Annotated in this window: 4 protein-coding genes and 1 pseudogene; 3 read left to right on the top strand and 2 right to left on the bottom strand. The window is 62.6% G+C overall.

Annotated features, from left to right (window positions below):
* Positions 1 to 202: 202 nt before the first annotated feature.
* Positions 203 to 340: pseudogene (locus ACKVEX_RS16480) on the bottom strand (histidine kinase); the annotation flags it as partial.
* 133 nt (positions 341 to 473) lie between these two features.
* Here ACKVEX_RS16480 and ACKVEX_RS16485 point away from each other — a divergent pair.
* The gene (locus ACKVEX_RS16485; protein WP_473216828.1) at positions 474 to 671 is read left to right on the top strand and encodes a type II toxin-antitoxin system RelE/ParE family toxin; all 198 of its coding nucleotides are present in this window, start codon (positions 474 to 476) and stop codon (positions 669 to 671) included.
* On the opposite strand, the gene ACKVEX_RS16490 is transcribed toward ACKVEX_RS16485, so the two are convergent.
* On the bottom strand, positions 575 to 832 hold the full coding sequence (locus ACKVEX_RS16490) for a hypothetical protein (protein ID WP_473216831.1): 258 nt from the start codon (positions 830 to 832) through the stop codon (positions 575 to 577). The genes ACKVEX_RS16485 and ACKVEX_RS16490 overlap by 97 nt on opposite strands.
* 67 nt (positions 833 to 899) lie before the next feature.
* Here ACKVEX_RS16490 and ACKVEX_RS16495 point away from each other — a divergent pair, with 67 nt between their 5' ends.
* Positions 900 to 1,142 carry a DUF4160 domain-containing protein gene (locus tag ACKVEX_RS16495; RefSeq protein ID WP_473216829.1) on the top strand — a complete coding sequence of 81 codons (243 nt, stop codon included), beginning with the start codon at positions 900 to 902 and terminating at the stop codon, positions 1,140 to 1,142.
* A complete protein-coding gene (locus ACKVEX_RS16500) occupies positions 1,117 to 1,383 on the top strand; it encodes a DUF2442 domain-containing protein (protein ID WP_473216830.1) in 267 nt (88 codons plus the stop codon). Before ACKVEX_RS16495 ends, ACKVEX_RS16500 begins: the two co-directional genes overlap by 26 nt.
* The last annotated feature ends 408 nt before the right edge of the window (positions 1,384 to 1,791 follow it).

Consider the following 1,791-nt stretch of genomic DNA (forward strand, 5'->3'; position numbering starts at 1 on the left):
CGGCGCGGGCACCAGCGTCGCATCGACGATCTGACCGCCCCGAGCGATGTAGCCGTGCTTGAGCAGTTGGGTCGCTCGTTCAGCGAGCACGGTAACCCGACGCTGAAGACGATGCTTGCAGTCATGCGCGCCTTGGGCGTTGACCTGACGGTGCGCCCACACGAGCCGACGGTTTGAAGCGGACCGAGCCGTCGGAAAAAACCATCAGCACGCGGAACAGGTCGGAGCGTTCTTCCAGCGCGGGTTCGGCGCGGCGGGGGTCGGAGCGGATCACGCCGAGCACGCCGTTGAGCGCATTGAACAGAAAATGCGGGCGGATGCGGGCGGTGAGCGCGACGACAAGAGGGGGCGCGGGATAATCATGCAGTCGCGTTGGGTGCCGCCACGATCGTGGATTGACACCGTTGGCTGATGCGCGCCGCAGATCCGCGCGCGCTTGAATCGCAACTGCAAATCGGTCTCGGGCGGGAGTCATGGACGAAATCGAGGGACTCATCGAGCGTGTGTCGAGGACACCCCTGCAGTTTCCGCTGACTCACCGCGATATTCGCAAGGCTGTTGTTCGACGATTCCCCTATTGCTTGTATTTTCGGGTTCGCAACGACGACATTGTCATCCTGGCGGTATTCCACACGGCCCAAAGTCCGAGTGTCTGGATGCGCCGGAACTGAAAGGAAACGAGGGGCCAATCGGTGAGCGCGGGCGAAAAGCGCTGGCTGCGGAAGTCGAAATAGACCAGGCAGACGGCGGCGGCGACCACGGCCCACAGCAGCCAGCGGACGAGCGTGGCGGCCTGGTCCGCGCGAAGGTGTGGTGTGAGTGTCGCAAGCATTCAGTTTGAATCGCAGGAGACGCGCGGTTAGTATCCAGGCGATGATTCGCTACGCAAGGAGGCTGTTGTGCCGACGGTATTGAGGACAGAGGGATACCGTTTTTACTTCTACAGCCATGAACCGGGTGAGCCACCCCATGTCCATGTTGATAAAGGTGCAGCAACCGCAAAGATTTGGTTGCACGATGGCGGTGTGGCGAGAAGCGTGGGATTCGGAGCCCCTGAGCTGGGAAAGATTCAACGCTTGGTGCGCGACAAGCGTGTCGAACTGAAGGAGGCATGGGATGCATTCTTTCGCACAGGAAAGTGATGTGAGGGTGATGGGCGTCAGCATCGACGACGCGAGGCTGGTGGTCGATCTGATGGACGGGCGCACGATTGCCGTCCCACTGGCGTGGTATCCGCGCCTGGCCAACGCCACTGCAACGCAGCGTAACCACTGGGAGTTGGCGGGTGGTGGATACGGAATTCATTGGCCCGACATCGACGAGGACCTGAGTACGGAAGGCCTACTGAGCGGCGCCCGGGCGCCACGGGACTTGGACGACTAGGGGAGGACCCCAGGGTCAGGCCTAGCATCGAGAGGACCCCAGGGTCAGGCCTAGCATCGTAGCAAACTGATCCCCGTTTCCAGCATTGCGAACCCGTCGAAGCTTCTTCGGCGGGTTCGTTTTGTTTAACCGTAAGCTTTAGAGGACACCCACTTTGTTTGACATCCCGGAACAGGTCGGAGAGTTCTTCCAGCGCGCGTTCGGCGCGGCGGGGGTCGGAGCGGATCACGCCGAGCACGCCGTTGAGCCCGCGCGGCGGGTGCCGCGAGCCGCGAATCGGCGGTGCGGTTGCGGAGCCGCTGCATTCGCGGCTGGCGCCGCTCCCTCCGCGGGGAAGGGAACGGTGCGTGATGGCGATCGCGCGGAAGTCAGCCCTCGCCGAAAACCTCGTCCAGAGTGCCGGCGTCC

It is taken from the genome of Denitraticella aggregata, assembly GCF_048158365.1.
GTDB lineage: Bacteria > Pseudomonadota > Gammaproteobacteria > Burkholderiales > Rhodocyclaceae > Azoarcus_F.